This is a genomic window from Actinoplanes sp. NPDC048796, from assembly GCF_040650035.1.
Lineage (GTDB): Bacteria > Actinomycetota > Actinomycetes > Mycobacteriales > Micromonosporaceae > Actinoplanes.
Window position 1 is genome coordinate 1,194,980 of the sequence record NZ_JBEZGO010000001.1, and the last position, 24,221, is coordinate 1,219,200.

Annotated in this window: 21 protein-coding genes; 7 read left to right on the forward strand and 14 right to left on the reverse strand. The window is 73.1% G+C overall.

The genetic code is table 11. From position 1 onward, the window contains the following. Positions 1-161 precede the first annotated feature (161 nt). Both AB0C26_RS05685 and proS read right to left on the reverse strand, forming a co-directional pair. Positions 162-818 carry a DUF402 domain-containing protein gene (locus tag AB0C26_RS05685; protein ID WP_360242014.1) on the reverse strand — a complete coding sequence of 219 codons (657 nt, stop codon included), beginning with the start codon at positions 816-818 and terminating at the stop codon, positions 162-164. Continuing rightward, positions 818-2,224 carry a proline--tRNA ligase gene (gene proS / locus AB0C26_RS05690; RefSeq protein WP_360242017.1) on the reverse strand — a complete coding sequence of 469 codons (1,407 nt, stop codon included), beginning with the start codon at positions 2,222-2,224 and terminating at the stop codon, positions 818-820. Before proS ends, AB0C26_RS05685 begins: the two co-directional genes overlap by 1 nt. A 75-nt stretch (positions 2,225-2,299) precedes the next feature. On the opposite strand from proS, the gene AB0C26_RS05695 reads away from it, so the two are divergent. Together AB0C26_RS05695 and AB0C26_RS05700 are read left to right on the forward strand one after the other, a co-directional pair. Then, positions 2,300-2,806, forward strand: coding sequence for a SigE family RNA polymerase sigma factor (locus AB0C26_RS05695; protein ID WP_360242020.1), 507 nt, complete (start codon positions 2,300-2,302; stop codon positions 2,804-2,806). Continuing rightward, positions 2,796-4,136: a PQQ-binding-like beta-propeller repeat protein gene (locus AB0C26_RS05700; protein WP_360242023.1), complete on the forward strand. Its 1,341-nt coding sequence runs from the start codon at positions 2,796-2,798 to the stop codon at positions 4,134-4,136. Before AB0C26_RS05695 ends, AB0C26_RS05700 begins: the two co-directional genes overlap by 11 nt. On the opposite strand, the gene AB0C26_RS05705 is transcribed toward AB0C26_RS05700, so the two are convergent. The 4 genes from AB0C26_RS05705 to AB0C26_RS05720 form a co-directional block, all read right to left on the reverse strand. Further along, positions 4,126-5,202 carry an amidohydrolase family protein gene (locus AB0C26_RS05705; protein WP_360242026.1) on the reverse strand — a complete coding sequence of 359 codons (1,077 nt, stop codon included), beginning with the start codon at positions 5,200-5,202 and terminating at the stop codon, positions 4,126-4,128. The two genes, AB0C26_RS05700 and AB0C26_RS05705, sit on opposite strands and share 11 nt — an antisense overlap. Positions 5,203-5,666: 464 nt before the next feature. Then, on the reverse strand, positions 5,667-6,263 hold the full coding sequence (locus tag AB0C26_RS05710) for a Uma2 family endonuclease (RefSeq protein WP_360242029.1): 597 nt from the start codon (positions 6,261-6,263) through the stop codon (positions 5,667-5,669). Between the two features lie 55 nt (positions 6,264-6,318). Continuing rightward, the gene (gene ffh / locus AB0C26_RS05715; protein ID WP_360242032.1) at positions 6,319-7,878 is read right to left on the reverse strand and encodes a signal recognition particle protein; all 1,560 of its coding nucleotides are present in this window, start codon (positions 7,876-7,878) and stop codon (positions 6,319-6,321) included. Between the two features lie 65 nt (positions 7,879-7,943). Continuing rightward, on the reverse strand, positions 7,944-8,174 hold the full coding sequence (locus AB0C26_RS05720) for a hypothetical protein (RefSeq protein ID WP_360242035.1): 231 nt from the start codon (positions 8,172-8,174) through the stop codon (positions 7,944-7,946). Between the two features lie 199 nt (positions 8,175-8,373). Between AB0C26_RS05720 and AB0C26_RS05725 the strand changes: the two genes are divergently transcribed. Genes AB0C26_RS05725 through AB0C26_RS05735 form a run of 3 tightly spaced genes read left to right on the forward strand, consistent with a single transcriptional unit; the run spans position 8,374 to position 12,201 of the window. After that, a complete protein-coding gene (locus AB0C26_RS05725; RefSeq protein WP_360242038.1) occupies positions 8,374-10,131 on the forward strand; it encodes a stealth family protein in 1,758 nt (585 codons plus the stop codon). After that, entirely contained in the window at positions 10,128-11,390 is a 1,263-nt protein-coding gene (locus AB0C26_RS05730) for a nucleotide sugar dehydrogenase (protein ID WP_360242040.1), read from the forward strand. Before AB0C26_RS05725 ends, AB0C26_RS05730 begins: the two co-directional genes overlap by 4 nt. A 49-nt stretch (positions 11,391-11,439) precedes the next feature. Further along, complete coding sequence (locus AB0C26_RS05735) at positions 11,440-12,201, forward strand: hypothetical protein (protein WP_360242043.1); 762 nt, start codon at positions 11,440-11,442, stop codon at positions 12,199-12,201. On the opposite strand, the gene AB0C26_RS05740 is transcribed toward AB0C26_RS05735, so the two are convergent. The 3 genes from AB0C26_RS05740 to AB0C26_RS05750 are packed head-to-tail and all read right to left on the reverse strand — an operon-like array spanning position 12,105 to position 15,633. Next, the gene (locus AB0C26_RS05740) at positions 12,105-13,103 is read right to left on the reverse strand and encodes a glycosyltransferase family 2 protein (RefSeq protein ID WP_360242046.1); all 999 of its coding nucleotides are present in this window, start codon (positions 13,101-13,103) and stop codon (positions 12,105-12,107) included. The genes AB0C26_RS05735 and AB0C26_RS05740 overlap by 97 nt on opposite strands. Before the next feature lie 38 nt (positions 13,104-13,141). Beyond that, entirely contained in the window at positions 13,142-13,729 is a 588-nt protein-coding gene (locus AB0C26_RS05745; RefSeq protein ID WP_360242049.1) for a hypothetical protein, read from the reverse strand. A gap of 2 nt (positions 13,730-13,731) precedes the next feature. Next, positions 13,732-15,633 carry a glycosyl transferase gene (locus AB0C26_RS05750; protein ID WP_360242052.1) on the reverse strand — a complete coding sequence of 634 codons (1,902 nt, stop codon included), beginning with the start codon at positions 15,631-15,633 and terminating at the stop codon, positions 13,732-13,734. 168 nt (positions 15,634-15,801) lie between these two features. On the opposite strand from AB0C26_RS05750, the gene AB0C26_RS05755 reads away from it, so the two are divergent. Continuing rightward, positions 15,802-16,287, forward strand: a complete 486-nt coding sequence (locus AB0C26_RS05755; RefSeq protein ID WP_360242055.1) for a CAP domain-containing protein — start codon at positions 15,802-15,804, stop codon at positions 16,285-16,287. On the opposite strand, the gene AB0C26_RS05760 is transcribed toward AB0C26_RS05755, so the two are convergent. The 4 genes from AB0C26_RS05760 to AB0C26_RS05775 are packed head-to-tail and all read right to left on the reverse strand — an operon-like array spanning position 16,281 to position 20,845. Next, positions 16,281-16,682 (reverse strand): hypothetical protein, encoded by a 402-nt coding sequence (locus AB0C26_RS05760; protein ID WP_360242058.1) that lies wholly within the window; start codon positions 16,680-16,682, stop codon positions 16,281-16,283. The two genes, AB0C26_RS05755 and AB0C26_RS05760, sit on opposite strands and share 7 nt — an antisense overlap. 37 nt (positions 16,683-16,719) lie before the next feature. After that, positions 16,720-18,270 carry a hypothetical protein gene (locus AB0C26_RS05765; protein WP_360242061.1) on the reverse strand — a complete coding sequence of 517 codons (1,551 nt, stop codon included), beginning with the start codon at positions 18,268-18,270 and terminating at the stop codon, positions 16,720-16,722. 30 nt (positions 18,271-18,300) lie between these two features. After that, complete coding sequence (locus tag AB0C26_RS05770) at positions 18,301-18,912, reverse strand: hypothetical protein (protein WP_360242064.1); 612 nt, start codon at positions 18,910-18,912, stop codon at positions 18,301-18,303. After that, entirely contained in the window at positions 18,905-20,845 is a 1,941-nt protein-coding gene (locus tag AB0C26_RS05775; protein WP_360242067.1) for a glycosyltransferase, read from the reverse strand. The genes AB0C26_RS05770 and AB0C26_RS05775 overlap by 8 nt, the downstream gene beginning before the upstream one ends. A gap of 67 nt (positions 20,846-20,912) precedes the next feature. On the opposite strand from AB0C26_RS05775, the gene AB0C26_RS05780 reads away from it, so the two are divergent. Then, complete coding sequence (locus AB0C26_RS05780) at positions 20,913-23,015, forward strand: glycosyltransferase family 2 protein (protein ID WP_360242070.1); 2,103 nt, start codon at positions 20,913-20,915, stop codon at positions 23,013-23,015. Positions 23,016-23,186: 171 nt separating this feature from the next. On the opposite strand, the gene AB0C26_RS05785 is transcribed toward AB0C26_RS05780, so the two are convergent. Then, the gene (locus AB0C26_RS05785) at positions 23,187-24,209 is read right to left on the reverse strand and encodes a class I SAM-dependent methyltransferase (RefSeq protein WP_360242073.1); all 1,023 of its coding nucleotides are present in this window, start codon (positions 24,207-24,209) and stop codon (positions 23,187-23,189) included. Positions 24,210-24,221: the final 12 nt, after the last annotated feature.

Here is a 24,221-nt window from a genome sequence, read left to right on the forward strand (position 1 = left end):
CGCTCCTGAATGCGTGAGTTTTTGAGCCGACGGCCACCCACGTGGGGTTGCGGGGACCGATGTCTCGCTGGACTGGCTGCACCGGAGGGTTAGAGGGCGCTCCGGTGTACCGACCAAGGAACCATTCTGCCAGATGACCGGCGGTGACGGGAAACCGGGCGTCAAACGCGCGCGACGACCGGCCGATCCCAGCCCTCAGGCAGCGCGACGGGGGTCTCCCAGGACGGATCGGGCTGGAACTCGGTCCACGTGCCGTCGAAGGGGAACTCGGCCGCCTCGATCTGCTTGATCACGCGGTGGCCCTCGGCCCAGACGGCGCCCGGGTCGGGCACCCAGTAGAGCTCGGGGCTCTCCAGGCGTTCGGTGAACTCGTCCTCGTCCTTCCACTCCCACTCGAGGTCGGAGGAGACAACGATGTCGAGGTCCTGGTCGATCACGTCGATGCCGGCCACGTCACCGTCGTCCCAGCGGACGGCGCCCTCTTCCAGGTTCACGTAGTAAGCCGCAAAATTGTCCAGTTCGTCCCGGAAAAACCAGACAGAGTGTGAAGCGTCGCGCGGAAAGAACCGCAGCACTCCCGGCCCACGCCACTCGGCGAGCTGAAGAGAACGCGGCGCCGCGATCCAGTCGGCGAACGAGGGGAAATCCCGCGGGCCCCGCCCGTCAAGAGCCGTCTCCACGGCGATCACGGACGACTCGGCCACCCACAGGAGCAACCCGCGGTCGTCGTCCGACACGACGCGGCCGGGGTGCACGAAACCCAGCCGGCCGCGGTGCGTGTCACGGTGCAGGACCAGACGGCCCGGAGCGAACGCCATCAGTAGGAGCGGGCCAGGATCGCGACCAGGCCGTCCTCGTCGCCCGAGTCCGGCATCGAGCCGTCCTCGCGGACCAGGCAGCGCACGGTCACGGCCTTGCCGTTGGCCTCGGCCTCGCCGTCCTCGCCGACCGCCGACCACGGCACCCGGGCCCAGCCGGTCTGCGCCGCCTCGATGGCGTCGCCGAGCGTCTTGACCTCGACCGTGTTGGCCGCGCGGAAGGCCAGCGCCTCGTCGTAGAGCCGCTGCTGGTCGGCCTTGAGCGCGCTGGTGACCGCGCCCACCACGTCGCCGATCGCGGTCGGCGTCTTCGAGCCGTCGACGCGCCGGGCGATCGTGACGTTCCCGGTGGCCAGGTCGCGCGGGCCGACCTCGATACGGATCGGGATGCCCTGCAGCTCGGCGTCCACCGCGCGGCGGCCGAACGGCACGTCGGAGCGGTCGTCGAGCTTCACCCGTACACCAGCCGTCTTGAGGTCCTTGACCAGCTGAGTCGCGGCCTCGGCCACGCCCTCCCCGGCCTTGACCACCATGACCTGGACCTGGACCGGCGCCATGACCGGCGGAAGCCGCAGGCCGTTGTCGTCGCCGTGCACCATGATCAGGCCACCGAGCATGCGGGTGGACGTGCCCCACGAGGTCGTCCACGCGTGCTCGACGCCGCCGGCGGCCGACGAGTAGGAGATGTCGAACGCCTTGGCGAAGTTCTGCCCGAGCTCGTGCGACGTGCCCATCTGCAGCGCCTTGGTGTCACCCATCATGGCCTCGACGGTCATGGTGTTGGTGGCGCCGGCGAAGCGCTCCTTGCGGGTCTTGCGGCCCGGCACGACCGGGATGGCCAAAAAGTCCGTCATGAACGCCTCGTAGACGTTGCGGTGCACGTCACGGGCGTGTTCGCGGGCGTCGGCCTCGCTGGCGTGGGCGGTGTGGCCCTCCTGCCAGAGGAACTCGGTCGTCCGCAGGAAGGTCCGCGGGCGCAGTTCCCAGCGGACCACGTTGGCCCACTGGTTGAGCAGCAGGGGCAGGTCACGGTACGAGTCGACCCACTTGGCCATGAACTCGCCGATCACGGTCTCGCTGGTCGGGCGGACCACCAGCGGCTCGGCCAGCTCCTTGCCACCCGCGTGGGTGACCACGGCGAGCTCCGGCGAGAAGCCCTCGACGTGGTCGGCCTCGCGGCGCAGGTAGCTCTCCGGGATGAAGAGCGGGAAGTACGCGTTCTGGACGCCGGCCTGCTTGATGCGGGCGTCCATGTCCGCCTGCATCCGCTCCCAGATCGCGTAACCGACCGGTCGGATGACCATGGTGCCGCGCACCGGGCCGTTGTCCGCCAGTTTCGCCTTGGCGATCAGGTCCTGGTACCAGCGAGGAAAGTCCTCCGCACGCGGAGTGAGCACTCGAGCCACGAGGCGACATTCTAGTCAGGGGTCGCGCAACCACTCCGACAGGCATCCCGTGTCCTAGGTGGAAGGGCGGTGCGGATGACGGCCACAGACGATTTCGACGACTTCTACCGGGACACCTCGCGACGGCTGGCCCGGTACGCGTACGGCCTCACCGGCGACGCCACGGAGGCTCAGGACCTTGTGCAGGAGGCCTATGCCCGCGCCTGGCAACGCTGGCGACGGTTAGCCGGCTACGAGAACCCTGAGGCCTGGTTACGCCTGGTGGTCAGCCGTCTGGCCACGGATCGGTGGAGACAATTGGGGGTACGCCGGAGCCGGCTCCGAAACGCACCGGCGCCACCACCCGCGCCGCCGCCCTCCGAGAACACCGTGCTGCTGGTGAAGGCCATGCAGACCCTGCCCGCCATCCACCGCCGGGCGCTCGCCCTGCACTATCTGCTCGACCGTTCGGTGTCCGAGATCGCCGCCGAGACCGGCACCTCGACCGGCACCGTCAAGTCCTGGCTGTCCCGCGGCCGGGCCGGCCTGGCCGCCGCCCTGGGCCCCGTCCCGGCGAAGGAGGAGAGCCACGATGCCCGCTGACCTCGACGAGCTGCTCACCGGTCTCGGCCGGGCGGCCGACACCATCCCGCTGGCCGGCGCCGAACAGGCCCGCCGGCGCGGCCGGCAGCGCACCCACCGGCAGGCGGCCTTCTCGGCGGCCCTCGCGGTCTGCCTGGTCGCGGTCGGCGTGGGCGCGGTCGTCTCCCGCCCCCGGCACGACGCCGACCGGACGATCTCGCCGACCCCGTCGAGCCGGGTCCTGACCGAGGTCGGCTCCCCGGTCGACACCGGCGGCCCCGCCTCGTCGGTCGGCCAGGCGGTCGGGGACGGGAAGCTGTTCTCGGCCTGGACGACGCCGGGCGGCGAGATGCGCCTGAACGCGGCCGACCTGCACACGGGGGCGGTGCTCTGGACGTTCACCGAACAGGCCGCCGGCGCCGTGACCGACGTCCGCGCCCTGCCGGACGCGGTGATGGTCCGGGTGGAGAGGTCGGTCGCCTTCTACGATCCGGCGACCGGCAGCCCGATCCGCCGGTTCCGGGTCGGCGACGCCGACGAGCTCATCTCGTACGGGAAGGTCATGGTCCGCCGTTGGGCCTCGAACGGCGAGGTCGTGGCGAGTGACGTCCGGACGGGGCAACCGGTCTGGTCGGACACCGCGAACCCGGCGGCCCGGCTCCTGGCGGACGGTGACCGGCTGATCCAGGTGACGGAGGCCGGCAAGATCCTGGTTCGCGACGCGGCCAAGGGCACGCTGCTGCGGACGATCACGCCGGCCGGGCCACCGGGCACCCAGTACGTGGTCGCCGGCGGCCGCCTGTTCACCGAGACGATCCCGTGTTGCGACACCGCGGCCTACCGGGTCGTCTCGTCCGACCTGACCACCGGGAAGTCGGAGGTGATCCTGAGCGGCGGGCCGGCGAAGTTCGCCGGCATGGACGCCTGCGGGACGAATCGGATCTGCGTCCTGGACGCCGGGCCGGCCGGCGCCGGGCGGGTGACCGCGGTCGACGTCGTGAGCCATAGGCAGCTCTGGCGGAAGGCGGCACCGGACAACGCGTCGGCGATCTCGGCCAGCGGCGAGAACGTGCTCGTCGGAGGCCCGGGCGCGGAGACGGTGCTGCTGCTGGCCGCGGACGGATCGTCGGCGTTCCGCACGCCCGACACCAGTGTGGGCTGGCTGGGCACGGATGCCCTCCTGATGATGCCGGCCACGGCGGCCGGCTCGGTGATGACGTTCCGCATCCCCGACCGGCAGCTGACCCGGCTCGGCGACATCCCGCGGCGGATCGGCCCGTGCGTGAACACCGCCGACCGGCTGGCCTGCCCGACCGACGACAGCCTGCGCCTGTGGAGCCTTACCGGATGACCTGACCGCGCAGCACGATGCGGCTGGGCGCGCGCACGACCCGCAGATCGCGCCGGGGGTCGGCCTCGTAGACCACCAGGTCGGCGAGGCCACCCTCGACCAGCCCCGGAAAGCCGAGCCATTCCCGGGCCCGCCACGAGGCACTGGCCAGGATCTCCTCGGCGGGCAGGCCGGCCTCCTCGAGGATCAGCATCTCCTCGGCGACCAGCCCGTGCCGGATGCCGCCACCGGCGTCGGTGCCGACATAGATCGGAACGCCCGCCTCGTACGCCGCCCGCACCACCGACGGAAACCGGTCGCGCAGCTCGATCATGTGATCGGCGTACCCGTCGAACTTCCCCCGGGCCTGCTCGGCGATCTTCCCGAACGTCCTGATGTTGATCATCGTGGGCACGAGCGCGGTCCCCCGCCGGGCCATCTCGTCGATGAGGTCGAGCGACAGCCCCGTCCCGTGCTCGACGGAGTCGACCCCCGCCCGCACCATCATGGCCACCCCCTCTTCGGAGAAGGTGTGCACAGCGGCCCGCACGCCGGCGGCGTGCGCCGCCTCGACGGCCGCGGTCATGGTCGCCTCGTCCCACGACGGCGCCAGGTCGCCGGCCCCCCGGTCGATCCAGTCCCCGACGATCTTGACCCAGCCGTTCCCGGCCTTGGCCTGCTCCGTCACCGCCTCGGCGACACCGGGCGCCTCGACCTCGATCCCCACCCCGCGCAGATAGCGTTTCGGCGGCGCCACATGCCGCCCGGCCCGGGCCAGCCGCGGAATCCCCGCCTCGTCATCCAGCTCCGGATACGGAAAGGGCGACCCGGCGTCCCGCAGCGCGAGCACTCCCGCGTCCCGGTCCCGCACCGCCAGCTCCCGGGCCTGATCAAGGCTCTCGATCGGCTTGGCACCCAGAGCGATCCCCAGATGGCAGTGCGCATCGACCAGCCCCGGCATCACGAACCCACCGTCGCTGACCGTCTCCGCGCCCTTGACCGGCTCGAACGTGACCCGATCCCCCACCAGCCAGAGATCTTTCACGTCCCCCTCGGGCAGGACGGCCCCACGTACATGAAAAGCCATACGACAGTCCTACCCGATCGAGCGTTCATCCGCGGGGACGGTTGTGGCTCCTGACCCGATCGACGATCCGTCATCGCCATTGGCGCACGACTAGGCCGCGGCCGAGGGCTGCGCGTTCGGCGTGGCGGGTGCCGGCGCCGCCACTGTTTCAACCGGCTGAAGCCTGCCCGGTGGACCTGCGGGCGACGGTGTGTGTGACGCCGCGGCAACGCACCTCGCTCGTAGCAGTTCGCGCTCGCGGGTCATCGCCGGACGGTCGATGCCCGTCCGCCACGGATGCTCGATCGTCACGCGCTCGGCCGAGTGGAGACGCCGGCGGTATCGCCCACCGCACCCGAGCACGAACTGCGTGATGGTGACCCCGTTCGGCCCAGTAGGACGGAATGCCGGCGCGGGGCCACTTCTTCGACCCCGGTCGAGCACATCGGATCGGACGGACGTGACCCTCGACCGCGACCAGATGGTCACGCTTCGTCCTGGGCCCTGCGGTAGTCCTCGCGCAGGGCGGTCAGGGCCGGAACGTCGATGGTGACCGGATAGGGCACGTCGGTCGTGAAGACCCTGTTGGTGCTGGTGACGGTGTCGTACTGGCCATTGCCGCCGAGACGGTACTCGGTCAGCACGACACCGCCCTTGAAGGTCGGATCGACGACCAGGTAGGTGCCGACGCCGTAGGCGGCGTACAACTTCCACTTGGCCTGCATGTCGCGGAAATGGGATGTCGGGGAGATGACCTCGGCCACCAGCAGCGCCCCGTCCACCGGGACGGGCGTGCGGAAGCCGTAAGCCTTACGCGCCACGACGACATCGGGCCGCGGCTCGTTCCGCCGATCGACCTCGAGCGACAGGTCGATGATCGGCTTGTAGTCGGGCGGGCAGTGGGGCCGGAGCATGCTGTTCAGCTCCCAGCACACGTCCTGGTGAAAGCCGGTGGGTGACGGCAAGATCAACCTTCCGTCGATCAACTCATAGCGAAGATCCTGTGGAAGGCTCGCCAGGTCGTCGACGGTCCAGTCCTGCTTCTCATCCAGCAGGCTCGGCACATGAAGGGCCGCAGTCATCGGGACCTCCTCAGGGGGTGTCACGAGACTACTGTACCCATGTCTAGATCACCAGTTAGTTCTTGTCGTCGTCCCGCTGCTGCTTCATCAGCTTGTTGAAGTCGAGGTTGGGGAGCTTGAAGCCGCCCGCTCCGCCGCCGCCCAGGGCGTTCGGGTCGAGGCCCGGCGGGAGCTGGGGCATGCCGCCCGGGAAGCCCGCCGGGAGGCCGCCGGCCGCGCCGGCGCCGGTGCGGGGGCGGTTGCCGCCCTTGGTGCCCTTGCGCTTGTTCTTGGGGCTCTTCGTGGCCTTGCGGCGGCCGCCGGGCAGGCCCATCATGCCGCTCATCTGCTTCATCATCTTCTGGGCGTCGGTGAAGCGGTTGAGCAGCTGGTTGACGTCCATCACCGTGACGCCCGAGCCGTTCGCGATGCGGGCGCGGCGGGAGCCGTTCAGGATCTTGGGGTTCTGGCGCTCGCCGGGGGTCATCGAGCGGATGATCGCCGTGACCTTGTCGAAGTGGCTGTCGTCGAGCTCGTCGAGCTGGGCCTTCATCTGGCCCATGCCGGGCATCATGCCCAGGATGTTGGCGATCGGGCCCATCCGGCGCACCGCGATGAGCTGGTCGAGGAAGTCCTCGAGGGTGAAGGTCTCGCCGGCAAGCAGCTTGCCGGTCATCTTCTCCTTCTGGTCCTCGTCGAAGGCCTGCTCGGCCTGCTCGATGAGGGTCAGCACGTCGCCCATGCCGAGGATGCGGCTGGCCATCCGGTCGGGGTGGAAGAGGTCGAAGTCCTCGAGCTTCTCACCGGTCGACGCGAACAGGATGGGCTCGCCCGTGACGTGCCGGACGGAGAGGGCCGCGCCACCGCGGGCGTCGCCGTCGAGCTTGGAGAGGACCACGCCGGTGATGCCGACGCCGTCGCGGAACGCCTCGGCGGTCTGCACCGCGTCCTGGCCGACCATGGCGTCGATGACGAAGATGACCTCGTCGGGGTCGACCGCGGCCCGGATGTCGGCCGCCTGCCGCATCATCTCGGCGTCGATGCCGAGGCGGCCGGCGGTGTCGACGATGACGATGTCCTTGGCCGAGCGCTTGGCGTGCTCGATGGAGTCCTTCGCGACCTGGACCGGGTCGCCGACGCCGTTGCCGGGCTGCGGGGCGTACACCTCGACGCCGGCCCGGCCGCCGAGCACCTGGAGCTGGTTGACCGCGTTGGGGCGCTGGAGGTCGGCCGCGACCAGCAGCGGCTGATGGCCCTGGTTCTTCAGCCAGCGGGAGAGCTTGCCGGCCAGCGTCGTCTTACCGGAACCCTGCAGACCGGCCAGCATGATCACCGTGGGCGGCTGCTTGGCGAACTGGAGCCGCCGCCCCTCGCCGCCGAGGATGTTGATGAGCTCCTCGTGGACGATCTTGATGATCTGCTGGGCCGGGTTGAGCGCCTGCGAGACCTCGGCCCCGCGAGCGCGCTCCTTCACGTTGAAGATGAAGGCCTTGACCACGGGCAGCGCGACATCGGCCTCCAGCAGGGCGAGACGGATCTCGCGCGCGGTGGCGTCGATGTCGGCATCGGTGAGCTTGCCCTTGCCACGGAGCTTGGTGAAGATCCCGGAAAGGCGGTCACTCAAAGTGTCAAACACGGTTCAGCTTCCCGTAGGTCAGAGGAGGGTGTGCCGACCGCAAGCCTAGCCGCCCGCGCGCGAGCTCACTTGTTGCGCATGCGGTACGTCTTCGCGGCGGCCTCGATCCGCCGCTGGGTACGGCCGTCCTGCGAGATCGACTTCTTGGCCTTGGCGTAGAGAAGCGCGCCGCCGCCGATCACCAGAGCGCCCACGATCAGGTAGAACAGCACCGGCCCGATCAGGTTGGCGGCGACCCAGCCGACCACGACCACGCCGGCGATCAGTGCCACGAGAAATGCGATGGCCTTGCCCATCTCGACCTCCCCAGGTTGTGAATCCACCATGACTCAGCGAGGCAACCCGCCGCATCAGCCGTATCCCCTAGGGGTCGGCCCCGGAAGATCGGCCACGTCACACCGGCAAATCGCGTATACCGGTGATATAGGGCGTCACTTACGGCGCGGGCGCCAGTTGAGGGTCACGAGCGACTGACCCCGGCGGAAGGACGACGGCGTGCCCTTGCGGCGGATCCTCGGGCTGGCGCCCTGGCCTGTCCGGCGGCGCGTGCTGCGCCAGGTGGAGCTCCGGCTGCTGCCCCGCGTTCCGGCCGAACGCCGGCTCCGGGCGGCGCGGCGGGTGGTTCCGCTGGGACCCCGGCGCAAGCTCCTGCCCTCGCCCGCGGAGGCGCCGGCGCTGCGGGTCCGCACGGCCGCGGCGCGCCTTGTGGCCCGTCGTTCCTCCTGGTCGGACCCGGCCTCCGTACGGCGTGAAAATCTCGACCGCGTCGTCGCGTCGCTGTCCACCGCGGGCATCGACTGGTTCCGCGTCCCCACCGACTCCCTGACCCGTACGGCCGTGGCGGTCCCCGAGGCCGAGCGCGACCGGGTGCTGGCCGCGCTCGACGCGCTCACCTGGGCCGAGGTGGGCCGCCTGGAGGTCGTGGGCCGGCGCGCCACCACCCGGCTGCTGCGGGTCAGCTGGCCGGTCACCGATCCCGGCGGCCACATCGTCTACGGCACCGAGTACGCGTGCGAGGTCGAGCTGTGGCGGGCCGCCGACGGCCGCCTGGCCGGGCCCCGCCCCAACCCGGTGGCCGACTCGATCGCGGCCGGCGAGCCGGTCACCGTCGCGCCCGAGCCGGTCTTCGGCCCGTTCGGCGTGCCCGGCCCGCTGCCGCGGTACCGGACCCGGGAGGTCTTCACCATGGCCGACCCGGACCGGGTGGCCTTCCCGATCGACGCCGTCTACACCTGGGTCGACGGCGAGGATCCGGCCTGGCTCGCGCGCAAGACCCGGGCCCTGCGCGACAACGGCTGGGTGACCGGCGCGAACGAGCAGACGGCGAACCCGTCACGGTTCGTCTCGCGCGACGAGTTGCGCTACTCGCTGCGCTCGCTGCACGCGTTCGCGCCCTGGATCCGGCACGTCTTCCTGGTCACCGACGACCAGGTGCCGGCCTGGCTCGATCTGGACCGGGCCGACCTGACGGTGGTCAGCCACCGGGAGATCTTCGGCGGCACCGGGCGGCTGCCCACCTTCAACTCGCAGGCGATCGAGTCGCGGCTGCACCGCGTGCCCGGCCTGGCCGAGCATTTCCTCTATCTGAACGACGACGTCTTCCTGGGCCGCCCGGTGCCGCCCGAGATGTTCTTCACGCCGGGCGGGCTGACCCGGTTCTTCCCGTCCGGGGCCCGGGTCGACGCGGCGCCGCGGCGGCCCGGTGACACCCCGGCCAACTCGGCCGGCAAGAACAACCGGGATCTGATCCGGGACACGTTCGGCCGGGTGCTGACCCGCAAGATGAAGCACACGCCGCACCCGTCGCGGCGCAGCGTGCTGGCCGAGATCGAGCTGCGCTTCGCCGAGGAGGTCGAGGCCACCTCCGCGCATCAGTTCCGGCACCCCGAGGACATCGCGCTGCTCTCCTCGTTGCAGCAGTACTACGCCTATCTGACCGGGCGGGCCGCGCCCGGCGAGATCGAGTACATGTACACCGACCTGGCCGACCCGTCGACTCCGTTCCGGCTGGCCCGGCTGCTGCACAACCGCAACCTCGACGCGTTCTGCCTCAACGACACCGACTCGCCGGCCGCGCTCGTACCCGAGCAGGCCGCCCTGCTGGCCGAGTTCCTCCCGGCCTATCTGCCGTTCCCGTCGCGCTGGGAGCTCAACACGCCCCGCGCGGGCACCATGTCGCCGTCCTCGACCCGCCGGCCCGTGATCGCACGGCAGGCGACCCGCCACCGTTTCGCCGAAAGGCCTCTCTCATGAGCATGAACGTCGTCATCCTGGGCCTCGGCTACGTGGGGCTGCCCCTCGCGCAGCAGGCGGCCCGCCGCGGGCTGCGGGTGACCGGCTTCGACGTGCAGCCGTCGGTGGTGGCGTCGCTCGCGGCCGGCCGCTCGCACGTCGACGACCTCAGCGACGCCGACATCGCCGAGATGCTCGCCGCCGGCTTCCACCCGACCACCGACGAGCGGGCCATCGCCGCCGCGGACACGGCCGTCATCTGCGTACCGACTCCGCTGGCCGAGGGCGACGGCCCGGATCTGCGCGCGGTCGTCGGCGCCACCGAGGCGATCGGCCGCAACCTGCGCCCCGGCATGCTGGTCGTGCTCGAGTCGACCACCTATCCGGGCACCACCGACGAGGTCGTCCGGCCCCGGCTGGAACGGCTTTCCGGGCTGACCGCGGGCCTCGACTTCCATCTGGCGTTCTCGCCCGAGCGGATCGATCCCGGCAACGAGCGGTTCGGCGCGCGCAACACTCCCAAGGTGGTCGGCGGTTACACGCCCGCCTGCACCGAGCGGGCGGCCGGCTTCTACGGCCGCTTCGTCGACACCGTCGTCCGGACCCGGGGCACCCGCGAGGCGGAGACCGCGAAGCTTCTCGAGAACACGTACCGGCACGTGAACATCGCGCTGGTCAACGAGATGGCCCGGTTCTGCCACGAGCTCGAGATCGACCTGTGGGACGTGATCCGGGCCGCCGCCACCAAGCCGTTCGGCTTCCAGGCGTTCTATCCGGGCCCCGGCGTGGGCGGGCACTGCATCCCGATCGACCCGAACTACCTGAGCCACAACGTCCGCAGCCGGCTCGGCTATCCGTTCCGCTTCGTCGAGCTGGCCCAGGAGATCAACGCGACGATGCCGGACTACGTGGCCCGGCGGGCCCAGAACCTGCTGAACGCGGACGGCCAGGCCGTGCACGGCGCGACCGTGCTCCTGCTCGGGGTCACGTACAAGCCGAACATCGCCGACCAGCGCGAGTCGCCGGCGACCCCGCTGGCCCGTCAGCTGGCCGCGCTCGGCGCGACGGTGCTCTACCACGACCCGCACGTTCCGCAGTGGACGGTCGGCGACGTGGAGGTCTCCCGCACCGACGACCTGGAGGGCGCCAGCGCCTCGGCCGACCTGGTGATCCTGGTGCAGAACCACCGCGAGTACGACGCCGACCACCTGGCCCGTCTGGCGAAGCGCTTCTTCGACACCCGTGGGGTGACCACCGACCGGCAGGCGCACCGCCTCTGACCGAACCGCCGGTGGCGGCGCTCGGCGCCGTTGGTGGATCATTCGCGCCATGCGCCGCCTCGCCCTGCGTGTCTCCGTCGCCCTGACGATCGCCGCCCTGTTCGCCGCGGCCGCCGCCTGGCCCGCCTGGCACGTGTTCGCCGGCGATCTGCCCACCGACGAACGGATGCACGCGCTGGCCGGGATGGTCGTGGAGGGCTCGGAGAAGGGCACCGACATCAGCCGGGTCGAGCACGTCGCCGGCTCGGCCTACGACGATGACGTGGCGGACGGCTCGAACTGGCTGCTCGGCGTGGACGAGTACGGGCCGGGCTTCGCCGAGACGTCCTTCGGCGCCGCGAAGACCGACCTGGCGGAGGCCCGGCAGCGCCTGGCGGCCGACGGCTGGCGCGCCGGTACCGACGGCGACGGGCTCACCGCCGCCAACGACGACTGGCGGCTGACTTTCCAGCCGACCGACGGCGAGGGCTCGGACGCCGTGCTGAAGGTGCAACGGACCGCGCCGGTCGCCGCGCTGGCGCTGACCGCCCTGGCCTGGATCGCCGGGCTGGTGGCCGGATGGCGGGCAGCCGGGCGCTTCGACAATCCGCTCGGCCTGGTCGCGCTCGTCGTCCTCGCCCTGAACACCCTCAGCGTCACCGGGAGCCTGCTGGAGGACGCGATCGCCGTCCGGGGCACCGGGCCGTTCCCGTTGCCCTGGGCCTTCGCGTTCTTCTACGGGGCCCGGCCGTTCGTGGTGGTCGGGCTGGCGCTGGCCGCGCTCGCCCTGGTCCACTCGTCGGGAACCAGGAGCCCGTCCGCCCGCTCCTGAACGAGATAGCGCGGCCGGCCGCGCACCTCCTCGTGGATGCGGGCCAGGTATTCGCCGATCACGCCGAGGCCGAGCAGCACGAAGGTCCCCATCACCAGCAGCAGTAGGATGACCGTGGGGAAGCCCTCGACCGAGCCGCCGCCGATCCAGCGGATCAGCGTCTGCGCGCCGAGCAGCAGCGCGAACGCGGCGAAGGCCATGCCCACCAGAGTGACCAGGTGCAGCGGGGCCGAGCTGAACGAGGTGATCCCGTTGACGGCCAGGCGGAACAGCGACCGGAACGTCCAGCGGGAGCGGCCGCCCTCGCGGTGGTCGATGTCGACCTCGATGGTGCTGCGCCGGAAACCGATCCAGCTGCTGGTGCCGCGGAAGAACGACGCGTGCTCGGGCAGGCGCAGCAACGCGTCCAGGGCGGCCCGGCTGAGCAACCGGAAGTCGGTGGCGTCGACCAGGTCCACTTTGGTCAGTCCGGTGAAGGCCCGATTGAACAGGCGGCCGCCGACCCGCCCGATCAGGCCCTGCCCGGTGCGGTTGCGCTTGACCGCCTCGACGACGTGGGCGCCCTCGCGCCAGCGCCGCACCATGGCCGGGATCGCCGACGGCGGGTGCTGCAGGTCGGAGTCGATGACGACCACGGCGTCGCCGGCCGCGTGTTCGAGCCCGGCCAGCACGGCCGGCTCCTTGCCGAAGTTGCGGGAGAGCTGGACGCCGCGCACCCGCCGGTCGAGCAGCGACTGCCGCACGATCCGGTCCCAGGAGTCGTCGCCGGAGCCGTCGTCGACCAGTACGAGTTCGTAGCGCAGCCCGGCGCCGGTGAGTACCTCGGTGAGCCGGCGCACGAATCGTTCGACGCCCGGCCCCTCGTTGTAGACCGGCGCGACCACGGAGATGAGCGCGCTCATGACCGGGCAAACGACGCGCCGGAGAAGAAGGTTGCGATTTACCGCAGAAGCTCGGCCAGTGTCGGTGGCCGGGCGCGGTCGACGATCGTGGTACGGACGGTGTCGTGGTCGCGGCTGAGGCGGGTCAGCCGCTCGGAGAGCACGTCCTCCCACGATCGGTCGGGCCGGTGCCGCTCCCAGGTCGCCCGGTCCGGCAGGTATTCGAGCAGCACGCCGTGGTTGCCGGCCGGGTAGGACGCGCAGTCGGTCATCACCACCGGACGGTGGTCCGGGCTGACGAGCAACCGCTGGCGCAGGGTCAGCACGAAGTCGTGCACCCCGGCGGCGTCCAGGCCGAGCACCACGTAGAGGTGGACCGGCGGGCGCACGGCGGCGACGGGCGCGTAGCCCGGGCCGGCCGGCGGCCGGGCGCCGGCCCGGTTCCGCCCGTGCCACCAGCGCAGCGCCGCCCGCCACGACAGCGGACCGAGCTCCAGCCGGTCGGCCCGCTTGCGCTCGCGGTCGCGTTCCTTGCGGTACGCCTCGGCCAGCCGCCGCTCCTCGACCAGCCGCGCCTCGAGCGAGCGCAGCCGCCCGGCCATCGCGGCCAGCTCCCAGCGCGCCCGGTCCATCGTGTCGAGCGTCACGCTCAGCTCCTCACGCGGGCGCGCAGCCCGCTCAGCCAGGTGGCGGCGGCCAGCGCGCCGTTGCCGAAGGTCAGCTCGGCGCAGCGCCGGGTCAGCGCGGCCCGCACCTCCGGCCGGACCGCGGCCTCCAGCACCTCCTCGAGCTCGTCCGGCTCCGGATCCTCGACGGTCAGGGCCACCCCGGCCGCGTCCGCGAACCGGGCCCGTTGCTGGCCGTCCCGGCCGGGCACGAAGACCGTGGGGATCCCGTAGGCCAGCCGCTCGTGGAAGGCGTCGTAACCGGCCCCGCTCACAGTCAGGTCGAACGCCCGCAGGCAGCGGCTGGGCGGCTCGTCGCGGACCACCCGGAAGCCGTGTCGTTCCAGGCGTTCGGCGATGCCCGGCGGGACGCCGGGTGACACCAGGGCCAGCGGCCCGTCGCCGAGCCCGAGCTCCGCGCGGGCCGCCTCGGGCGCCGACAGCTCACCCGGGTCGAACAGGGTGATCGGGTCGACCCGGTGCGCGCGCGCCTCGTCGGCCACGGCGAGGGCGGCGAACTCACCCGGCTCCAGCACGTGGACGTCGTCCCACTCGGCGCCCGGGTGGCGCGGCGGCAGGGCCCGGCGTACCCACACCCAGACCAGGTCGGCCCGCTCGCGGGCGAGCCGGGCGAGCCCTTCGAACGGGACGCCGTCGACCGCCACGACCTCCGGCGCGTGCACCTCGACGAGGTGGTTGAGGCGGTCGTACGCCAGCCGGTTCCAGCGTGCCTCGGTGACGCCCAGCGCCGCCCGGGACGGCAGGCGCTCGGTGAGGAAGCCCTCCGCGTGGGCCAGCGCGGCCCCGGGCGCGCCGGCGGCGATGACGGCGGCCAGGTCGCTCGGCAGGCGCCGGGCGATCGCCGTGCTCACCTTCGCGTCGTCGTCACCGACCATGAGCAGCCGCCGGGGCGGGGCGATGAGAGGGCGCGCCGACCGCCGGGGGCCGGGCAGGTTGAGCCGGGGCCGGATGCCGTAGCGGGCGAGCCGCGCCAGGTGGGAGCGGTGGCCGTGGTGCCGCTCGGCGAACTCGCGGGCCCGGCCGACCACGCCGCGGTAGCGGTCCGGATCGGCGTAGACCTCGCGGACCAGGCCGGCCACCCGGCCGGGCGACGAGTAGAGCGCGGCCCCGCCGAGAAACGGGCGCAGGTGCTCCCCCACGATCACCGGCACGCCGGCCGCCATCGACTCGAGGGCCGAGCGCGAGAAGGTCTGCTGGAAGTCGACCAGGAAGTCGAGGGTGCGCAGGAACTCGCCGGGCAGCTCGGCGCCGAACGGGACCATCTCCCAGTGCGGAAAGGGCGAGCTGTCGCCGAACCACCGCACTCGCAGGTCGCCCAGGTCGACCGGGAACGGCCCGCGCAGGCCCACCACGGGCTCGTCGGCCACGAAGCCGTCGCGGTCGCGCCACCAGTGCGCCACGTCGATGATCTCGTGCCAGTCGGTGGTGGTGACCCGGACCCCGGGCGCGACCCGCAGCAGCTGCTCCCGCGCCTGTGGGCTGGTCGGCGCCCAGGCCGCCTCGGCCCCGAACCAGCGGCGGGCCTGCTCGTAGACGGCGGGTTCGACCGGGGGACGGCCGACCACGAGCACCGTCCGCTCGGCGCGGACGGACAGATCGGCCGGGCGGGTCCAGGGGCGCCGGACGACCAGCAGCCGGGCCGCTACCGGCCGGTCGTCGCGGGCCAGCGTGGCCGCACCGTCGCGGATCAGGTCACTGATCCGGGGCCGGAAGCCGAACCCGTCGTGGGCGCGGGCGTCCGGCACATGGATCAGCACGGTGCTCAGCCCCGCCTCGGCCTGGGCGTGCACCTCGGCCGCGACGGCCGCCGACGCACCGCCGGGTTGCCGGAAGTCGGCCAGGACGGCCACGTCGTGCACGGTCACGGGCTGTCTAACGATCTTGGAATCGGGCCGTGACGCGGGGCGAACCGTCCGGCAACCGAAGAGCGCCGGTACCGCACCCGGCCAACGGTAATCGTCACTGGATCCGGGCCGAACTAGGTCGGTGAACGCGGCGGTAGAAGCCGGCGCGGACCCCACGAAAGGCAGTCGATGCGCTCCTCGATCACCAAGCGTCTGGCCCTGATCGCCATGATCCCCGCCACCCTGTTTGCGATCGTTCTGCTCGCGTCGCCCGCCAACGCCGCCGCCGCCAGCACCACCCAGCTGGCCGCCGACATCGTCACGCTGACCAACCAGCAGCGCGCCGCGCACGGCTGCAAGGCCCTCACGGTCGACGCCCGCCTGACCAAGGCGGCCGCCGGGCACAGCGCCTACATGGCCCGCGGCGGCGCCTTCAGCCACACCGGCGCCGGCCGCTCGAGCTTCGTCACCCGCGTCAAGGCGGCCGCCTACCCGCGCCCGCTGAGCGAGAACATCGCCTACGGCTACCGCACCGGCGCCGACGTCGTGAAGGGCTGGATGGCCAGCCCGGCCCACCGCGCCAACATCCTCAACTGCAAGGCCGCCACGGTCGGCGTCGCCGCCGCCTACGCCGCCAACGGCAACCCGTACTACACCCAGGACTTCGGTTACTGACCGACCGCCTCAAGGGCCTCACCGTCACCGGTGGGGCCCTTCGGCGTGAGCGCCTCGATCCGGCGCTGCTGGGCGGCCAGGGCGTCGGACAACTCCCGGTGCCGGTCACCCGAGTGCAGCAGCAGCTCCTCGATCGCGCCCAGCACCCGCCGCTGCGTCTGGTCGAGCACGGCCCGCATCTCGGCCTGTGCCTTGCGCTGGGCCCGCTGGAGCGTGGCCAGGCGCCGGATGAGCAGCAGCAGGCCGCCGATCAGCACGGCGAAGAACAGGCCGAGGACCGCGAGGGCGACGCCGACGTACCCGGTCAGCGCGGTCGCGCCGACCGCGGCGCAGAGCACGCCCGCCCCGGCCAGCAGCCCGGCCTGGCGCCGTGTCAGATTGCGCAGCCGTCGCATCGGCCTCCCTCCGTCCCTTCGTCAACGCGGCCCCCGTTCACCGGGTTACGCAGAACGGCACACCGGCCCGCTGCTCGGTGGCCACGTTCAGGGCCACGTCGAACCGGCGCAACGATTCGGGATAGAGGCCGGCGAACTCCTGCCGCAGCGCGCACCGCCGCTGGGCTCCGGCCGGCGTGCGGTCGAAGTCGGCCATCTCGACCGCGATCCGGTTGTAGAGCCGGGCCGGGACGCTCGCCATGAAGGTGTCCCGCTGCCGTTTGTTGGCCGCCGCCGACACGGCCGTGGCCCCCGCCAGCAGCACGACCGCCGCCACCAGCACCCAGCGCCGCCGCCGGGCCGCCAGCAGGACCGCGGCCACCACGATCAGGCCGCCGCCCGTGGTGGTGACGGCCGAGTCGCGCCAGCCGAGACCCCAGACGGTCATCTTCTGCACGTCGGCGTTGAGCGCACCCATGCCGGCCGCGAGCAGCACGGCGGTGACCGCGACCAGCGCGAGCGCGGCCGCGGGCCGGCGGTCCACCGCGGACAGGCGTGGCAGGTCGCGGATCGCCTGCCCGGCCAACGGGATCAGCACGACGACGGCGGCGACCAGGACGAGACCGATCAGCCACGGGCCGCGTGTGGCAGCCTGCCACATCAGCGGCGGCAGCCAGGCGATCGCCCGTACCGGAAGGGTTTCGAAGGTCTCCGGGCCGAACTGGACGTCGGAGCCGCGATAGCAGGGGCCGGTGGCGCAGTACCGGTGGATGACGACCCGTACCGCCAGGAAGACCGGAAGGAAACCCACCCAGAGCAAGCCGGTGGCCTTGGCCGGGGCCGAGGTGAGCATCCGGCGCGGGCCCTGACCCAGCACCAGGTGACCGCGGGCGAGGACGGCGACGGTGGCCAGCGGCGGCGCCAGGTAGGCGATCTCGTTGAACGCGGCCAGCCCGGCCCCGCCGAGCACGAGCAACGGGGCCCACCAGAGCCGGAAGGTCACCAGGCGGCACAGCGCCGCCGCCACGCCGAGCATCAGCGCCGCCGAGGCCAGGTAGAGGCCGCCGAAGAGCACGATCGGACTCGATCCGCCGGCCGCCACGAAACCCGCGGCCACGGCGAACGGCACCACCGGCGCGGCCACCGACGGCGGCTGCCCGAACAACCGGCCCCGCGCCACGACGCTCTCCACCAGCATCAGCGCCACCACGCACAACAGCAGCGCCGACAGGAAGGAGACGAGACGGAAGGCCACATTCGCCGGCAGGCCGGCCACGTCGCCGAGGGTGTACGCGGCCAGGTCGAGCGCCTTCTCCAGCATGCGGCCGAAGAGCCGGAAGTTGCCCAGCCGCAGATAGCCGGGCAGCGAGTCGACGGTGTGCGGCACGATGCGCAGCGGGTTCTCGCGGAACAACCCGCCGTGCCAGTAGATGTTGAACCGGTGGTCGCGGCTCGGCGCCAGCGCCGTCAGCGGAGCCAGCACCGGCAACGGCACCAGCACCGCCCGCAGCAGGGCCCGCCGCCAGAGCGCGCCGACCGGTGGCCCCTCGACCACGAAGCGCATGGCGACGCGAGGGGCGGGCGGGGCATCGACCGTGGGGGCGCTCATGCCATCGCCAACGAGCGGCCGCGCCGGAGATTACGCGGCCGCCGCCAGCAGGCGCGCCAACGTCGGTGGATCCCGGGGATCGATCACCACCGCACCGGCCGCCCGGTGATCGCGGCACAGCTGCGCGATCCGGCCCGCCAGCAGCGCCTCCCAGCCCTCGCCGGTGTCGTGCCGCGACCAGGTTCGCGGATCGGGCAGATATTCCAGCACCACGCCCGGCACCCGCAGACCGTTCAGCGCCGGCTGGTCGGTCACCACCACCGGCAGGTGGTCGGCGTCGACCAGGATCCGCTGCCGCAGGGCCCGGACCAGCGCCTGCGAGTCGGCCCGGGACAGCCCGATCGCGACGTAGACCCGGGCCGGCACGGGCGGCGCCACCGGTTTCGGGGGCACCGGCCGCGGCGCCGGTCCGTGCCGCAGCCGCCGGGCGGCCCGGCGGGCGATCACCGGCCCGAAGCGCACCGGGTCGCGGGCCAGGTCGACCAGGGTGCGGCCGAGCCGGTAGGAGCGGCTGCGGCGCAGGGCGAGGACGAGGTCGCGGTGGCGGTCACGCTCGCGCAGGGCGGCGTCGCGCTCGTCCTCGACCCAGCGCAGCCGCCCGGTCAGCGTGGCCACCTCCCAACGGGCCAGGAGCTCATCCAACCTGGGCCCCCACCGCCGTGTGCCGGGCCACCCAGGCGGCCGCGTCGGCCGCGCCGTGGCCGAGGGAGATCTCGGCACAGCGCCGGCTCAGCGCCTCGCGCGCGTCGCGGCCGGCCAGCCGTTCCAGCGCCTCGGCCGCCTCGTCGTCGGTGGTCGCGCAGACCGCCACGCCGGCCGCGGCGGCGAAGCGGGCCCGCGCCAGCTGGTCGTCGCCGGCCTGGGGGTCGGGGACGAAGACCGTGGGCACCGCCGCGCCGAGCAGCTCGTGAAAGTTCGTGTAGTCGGCGCGGGAGACGGCCAGCGCCACCTCGCCGAGTTCGGCCGGGCCGGCGGTGACCACCCGGAACCCGGGCAGGCTGGCCTCGACGCCGCGGCAGAGCAGCGTCCGGTCGCGGGGGCGGCGCCGTGGGCGCGGCGGCAGGTCGGTGATCGGGTCCACTGTGCTCACTCCGGACCGGGCCGTGGTGGTCCAGCCCTCGTCACCGGCGGCGGCGAACTCCCCCGGCTCGAGGATGCCGGCGAACAGGGCGCCGCGGGCGGCCCATTCGCCGCCGGTGCCGCGCTTCCACATGGCCGGGCGCAGCCACAGCCAGCGTGGACCGGTGTTCTCGGCCACGGCGGCGGCGATGCCGTCGTGCGGCACCCCGCCGACGAGGACGGCCCGCGGGCCGTACAGCTCGATCAGGTGCCGCAGGCGGTCCCGCACGAAGCCGGTCCAGCGCTGCTCGCAGACGCCGAGCTCGGCCGCTGCGGGCAGGTATTCGGTGAGCAGCCCGGCCGCGTGCGCCTCGGGCAGGCCGGCCGAGCCGGCCACCACGACGGCCTCCAGGCCCGAGGGCAGGCGGCGGGCGATGGCCCGGACCTTCGCGATGTCGTCGGCCACGAACAGCACCCGCCGGGCCGGCCGGGCCGGGCTCACCGGAGGCGGGCCGGCCGGGCGCGGGCGGGGCATCACTCCGAGGGAGGCGAGCCGGGCCAGGTGCGACGCGCGGCCGAACTGCTCGGTGACGAAGGCGCGCGCCCGCCGGACCACGGCGTCGTAGGCGGGGCGGTCGGCGTGCAGGCGGCGGACCAGATCCCGTACGCCGGACGGGTCGGTGTACAGCGCCGCCTCACCGAACACGGCCCGCGAACGCGGCCCCACGATGACCGGGACGCCACTGGCCATGGCCTCGAGGATGGTGCGGTCGAACGTCTCGACCAGAGACGGATCGTGGAAGTAGACGAAGAAGTCGAGGGTGGCCAGGAAGTCGCGCGGGGACTCGGCGCCGACCTCCAGCAGCTCCCAGTTGTCCGGGCGGCGGCCGAGCCGGCCCACGGCGATCTCGCCGCCACCGAGGAAGCGCACCCGCACGTCCGGCGTGTCCGGGTAGGCCCGCAGCAACTCTTCCGGGTCGTGCGGCCACTCAGGGCCGGGCCGCCCGATCACCGGCACGGCGTTCCGGCGGCGCTCGGCCTGCCAGTCGGCGACGTCGATGATCTCGTGCCAGTCGGTGCCGGTCAGCGCGGTCCGCGGTCCCACGCTGTCGCGGACCCGGGCGCTGATCGGCGCCCACACCACGTCCTTGCCGAAGTAGCGCTCGACCCGTTCACCGGCCTCGTCCTCCGGCGCCCGGTCGAGGACGACGATCGTGTGCCCGGCCCGGATCCGCGGCGGCGCCGCCAGGTCCCGCGTGAAGATCCCGGGCTGCCGGATCAGCAACACCCTGGCCTCGATCTCGGTGCCGTCGTCGTGGGCCAGGTCGGCCAGGCCGTCGCGCAGGCAGGCGACGATCCGCGACTGGAACGGCCGGCCGTGCCGCAGATCCGGTGACGGCACGTGGATCAGGACGGTCCGCAGGCCGGCCGCGGCCTGGGCCCGCACCTCGGCCACGATGCTCGCCGAGTTGCCGCCCGGACACCGCAGGTCGGACAGGATGGCGACGTCGTACACGGTTGGGTCAACGAGAAGCGACTAAGGTGCGATACGGACAATTCGCCCCCTGAGGAGGACGCCCGCCATGCACCCCCTCGCCGTCGCCGCCCTTCAGGCCCGTTCCGTCGCCGCCCGGGAACCGCTCGCCCGGGCCGGCCTCACCGGGGAGCTGGCCCGGGTGATCGCGTTGCAGAACCTGCGGCCGGACGACCTCGCCACCGCGCTGACCCTGCTCGAAGGGCTGAACGACCCGGAGTTCCACGGACTGCACTGCCAGGTCGCGTACGCCACCGGCGCGCACGCCTCGGCCGCCGCCCTGCTGGCGTCCTATTCGGACATCGATCCGCAGATCCGGCTGAGCCTGAGCCTCGATCTGAACAATCCGTACGCCGGCGGCAACGGCCCCTGGGATTTCGGGCAGGTCGTTCCCACGGTGTCGGTGGCCGACGGCGCCGGCTCGCCGTTCGACCGGCTCGCCGCCCGACCGGCCCAGCGCACCGGGCACCCCCGACGGATCACCTCCGTTGTCACCACCCACCGGCCCGACCAGCGGCTGCTCACGGCCGTCCGCTCGCTGGCCGCCCAGACCTGGACCAACCACGAGATCCTGGTGGTCGACGACGGCTCGCCGGCCTCGTACGACGCGGTCCTGCGCCGGGTGGCCGCCCTCGACCCGCGGGTCCGGGTGATCCGGATGGTGGCCACCGGCGGCGCCTACACGGCCCGCAACGCCGGCCTGGACGCCGCCACCGGCGACTTCGTGACATTCCACGACGAGGCCGGCTGGTCGCACCCGCTGCGGCTGGAGAAGCAGGTCGCGCCGCTGCTCGCCGACGAGGCGGTCACCTCGGTCGTCCCGTCCGGCGTCCGGGTGACGCCGGAGCTGGTCCTCACCCGGCCCGGCGTGACCGGCTTCCGGTCGCCCGACCTGTCGTCGCCGATGGTCCGCCGCGGCGCCGGCTACTTCGACCCGATCCGGATCGGCGCCGACGAGGAGTACCTCGCGCGGCACCGGCCGGTCCGTCACCTCGACGAGGCGCTGACCCTGATCCGCCGCTCCGGCGACGACGACCCAGTGGGTTTCGTCGACCCGGCCCGCCGGTCGTACCGGTCCGCCTACGAGACGGCGCACGCCGAGCGAACCACCGGCTGGGTGGCGCCGCGCCGGCTGCGCGGCGAGAGCGGGGCCCAGGCGTACGACGTGGTGCTGGCCGGCGACTGGACGACCGCCGGCGGCGCCGGCGTGGCCGGGATCGGGCAACTGCGGGCGCTCGCGGCCCGGGGCCTGCGGGCCGCCCTGCTCCAGCTCGACGTGCTGGCCCACCTGCGCGAGGGGCCGCGCAACCTCGACCCGGCGGTGCAACGCCTGATCAACGCCCGGGAGCTGACCCAGGTCGAGCTCACCGACGACGTCCGGGCGCGGCTGGTGGTCGCCCGCACGGCCCGGGTGCTGGAACACGCGCCCGACCTGCCCAGCGGCGTCCGGGCCCAGCGGGTGGTGATCGAGGACGCCGAGGTCGTCGAACCGGCCGCGGCGGCGGCCCTGCGCCTGTTCGGGCGGCGGCCGCTGTGGGCACCGGCCGGGCCGGACGGGCGGCGGCGGCTGGCCGCCGAGGCGGCCTCCCTCGACCTGCCCGGCACCCTGGACGCGCGTCAGTGGCGCCTGGACCGCCGGGGCCCGCGGGCCGACCGCCCGGTGGTCGGCCGCTGCTGCCGGGGCGGCCGGGCCGAGTGGCGCCGCCTGCGCGAGGAGCTGCCGGACAGCGGCCGGATGGACGTGCGGCTGCTCGACTCGGCCGGCACCGCCGGGCGCTCGTTCGGCCGGTTCGGAACGCCGCGGAGCTGGCTCGTCTATTCCCCGGCCGACGTCAGCCCGCGCTCGTTCCTCTACCAGATCGACTTCTACCTGCACCTGCCGGCGGACGACGAGCCGGCCGACCCGGACCCGGACGTGCTGGCCGCGCTGGCCGCCGGCTGCGTCGCCGTCCTGCCCCACCGGTACGCCGAGGCCTTCGGCGAGGCCGCCGTCTACTGCGCGCCCGCCGAACTGCTCGACACCGTGCGCATGCTGCACGGCAACCGCCGCGCCCTGCGCGAGCAGGCCGAGCGGGGCACGGCGTTCGTCCGCCGCCACCACGCCCACGAGCTCTACGCCGACCGGGTCGCCGTGCTGGCAACGCAGCCGTGACGGTTTGGCACCCGCCGAACCGTCAAGCCGCCGCTCCCGCCGCCGATTCATAGGGGCACGAGAGCATGAGCTCGGCGCGGCCCCCGCCGCACCGCGCGGCGGCGTTCCCCCGACGTCAACCGCGACCGCGACCCCCGCCGTCCCCCGCGGCGGGGGTCGCGCTGTCTGCCCTTACCCGGCTCTGACCGTCGACTGTGGATCGGCCAGGGCCACCCAGCGGCCCGGCAGCGGGCGCTGGGCGGTCAGGCCGAACCCGCCCTGGCGCGGCACCGGCGACTCGTCCACCACGACCGCGGCGCCGGCCGCGAGCCGGCGGCCCAGCACGTGCAGGGCCGGGGTCAGCGCCTGCGAAGGGGCGGGCGCGATCGAGCCGTCCACCACCAGCAGGTCGATGTCGTGCAGACCGTCGAGCGCGTCGACGTCGTACCAGTCGACCACCTGCGTGTCGACCGACAGCTCGGCCACCGCCGCGTGCCGCACCTCGACCGAGGTCAGCGCGTGCTCGGCCAGCAGTGCCCGGGTACGGTCGGCCCGGCCCCTCTCGTGGTCGACGACGATCAGGCGGCCGCCGCGGGCCTCGACCGTGTAGCCGAGCCAGATGGTCGAGGGCCCGCTGCCCAGCGCCACCGTCGTGGCCGGCGCCCGGTCCCGGGCGATGTGCACCAGGCCCAGCAGGTCGGACGGGTTGAGGGTCACGCCGGCCGGCATGGGCGCGCGCGGGGTGATCCATTGGAAGAGCTGGACCAGCGCCTCGATCTCCCGGCTCTGCTCGCGCAGCAGCAGCTCGGCCCCGCGGCCGGTCAGGCGTTCGGCCCGGGCCAGCGACTCGGTGAGCTCCTGGTGCCGGTCGCCGGCGGCCAGCCGTTCCTTCTCGACCGCGGCGATCACCCGGCGCTGCAACTGGTCGACGACGGTGCGGAGGTCCCGTACGGCGGCCTGGGTCGACCGGTTGACCCGGCCGATCCGCCGGGACAGGTGGATGACGCCGGTCAGCACGGCCGCCAGGAGCAGCGCCAGCAGGCCCGTCGCCACGGCGGCCTGGCCGATCACCGCGGCCACCGCCACACCGGCCGAACCGGCCAGCACGACGGCGAGGCCGGCCCACTGACGCCGGGAAAGGCTGGTCAGCCGGTTCGCGTACCGCCGGGCCCGGCGCCGGAGCCGGCGCCTGATGATCTCCTTAGTCGCCCACACACCGGGCTAACG